This is a genomic window from Mesobacillus sp. (genome assembly GCF_049588175.1).
Taxonomy (GTDB): Bacteria; Bacillota; Bacilli; order Bacillales; family Cytobacillaceae; genus Mesobacillus.
Genome location: NZ_JBAVFI010000007.1, coordinates 1 through 1,542, shown reverse-complemented (window position 1 = coordinate 1,542; position 1,542 = coordinate 1). Strand labels below are relative to the sequence as shown.

General features: G+C 42.4%; 2 protein-coding genes. Both read left to right on the top strand.

The window, feature by feature from the left end; translation table 11 throughout:
• The coding region (locus WB217_RS00165) for an electron transfer flavoprotein subunit beta/FixA family protein (RefSeq protein ID WP_423989502.1) at positions 1 to 468 on the top strand (468 nt) is incomplete at its 5' end.
• A 39-nt stretch (positions 469 to 507) separates the two neighbouring features.
• Positions 508 to 1,485, top strand: a complete 978-nt coding sequence (locus WB217_RS00160; RefSeq protein WP_423989500.1) for an electron transfer flavoprotein subunit alpha/FixB family protein — start codon at positions 508 to 510, stop codon at positions 1,483 to 1,485.
• The last annotated feature ends 57 nt before the right edge of the window (positions 1,486 to 1,542 follow it).

The window sequence follows — 1,542 nt, the reverse complement described above, 5'->3', positions numbered from 1 at the left end:
GAATATCTAAAGGATAAAGAAGCAGACTTGATTCTTGGCGGGAATGTCGCAATCGACGGCGGCTCAGGTCAAGTAGCTCCGCGAGTAGCTGACCAGCTTGGAATCCCTTATGTAACAACTATTACTAAGCTTGAAATCAATGGTTCTACTGCAACAATCACAAGAGATGTAGAAGGAGATTCAGAAGTACTTGAAACTAGCCTTCCGGTTCTTGTGACTGCACAGCAGGGACTTAACGAACCACGCTATCCATCTCTTCCAGGGATTATGAAAGCAAAGAAGAAGCCACTTGATGAACTTGAGCTGGATGACCTGGACTTAGAAGAAGATGATGTAGAAGCGAAAACAAAGACGATTGAAATTTATCTTCCTCCTAAGAAAGAGGCAGGAAAAGTCCTTCAAGGCGATCTTGCCGATCAGGTAAAGGAACTTGTCAGCCTGCTTCATACAGAGGCGAAAGTCGTTTAAGACATTACAGGAAGAATAAATACGCAGGAGGTAAATCAAATGGCGAGAAAAGTATTGGTATTGGGAGAAGCGCGTGACGGTTCACTAAGAAATGTTTCCTTCGAAGCAATTGCTGCAGCTAAAACAGTTGCTGAGGGCGGAGAAATTGTAGGTGTATTAATTGGTGATTCAGTTAGTTCCTTAGGGAAAGATCTCTATCAGTATGGTGCTGACAGAGTTGTAGCCGTAGAGGATGCAAAGCTAGGACAATATACACCTGATGGATATTCACAGGCATTAATGGCAGTGATTGAACAGGAAAATCCAGAAGGACTTATTTTAGGACATACGTCTTTAGGGAAAGACCTTGCCCCTAAAATTGCAAGTAAATTAAATTCAGGACTCATTTCTGATGCCATCGGAGTTGAGGAGGCTGGAGGAAACTTAGTCTTCACACGTCCGATTTATTCTGGTAAAGCATTTGAAAAGAAGATTGTGACTGACGGCCTTATTTTTGCGACAATTCGTCCAAACAACATCACTCCACTTCAAAAAGATGAAAGCAAATCAGGCGATGTTTCGTCTGTATCAGCAGAAATCAAAGATTTAAGAACCATTATTAAGGATGTCGTCCGGAAGGCAAGTGAAGGTGTGGACCTTTCCGAAGCGAAAGTAGTAGTGGCTGGCGGCCGTGGAGTGAAGAGCGTTGATGGATTCAATCCGCTAAAAGAACTCGCTGATGTACTCGGCGGAGCTGTCGGAGCTTCTCGCGGTGCTTGTGATGCTGATTACTGTGATTACTCATTGCAAATCGGCCAAACAGGTAAAGTAGTCACTCCTGACCTTTATATAGCGGCAGGAATTTCCGGAGCCATCCAGCACCTTGCAGGAATGTCCAACTCAAAAGTTATTGTAGCGATCAATAAAGATCCAGAAGCAAATATCTTTAAAGTGGCAGATTACGGCATTGTAGGAGATTTATTTGAAGTCATTCCAATGCTTACTGAAGAGTTTAAGAAGCTCAAAGTAAATGCATAAATAGAAAAAACGGACGTAAAATGCGTCCGTTTTTTAATTTTACTGTGATAAGGTTAA

Excerpts from the sequence above, each read along its gene's own strand:
- WB217_RS00160 (WP_423989500.1), top strand. The coding sequence starts at position 508 with ATGGCGAGAAAAGTATTGGTATTGGGAGAAGCGCGTGACGGTTCACTA.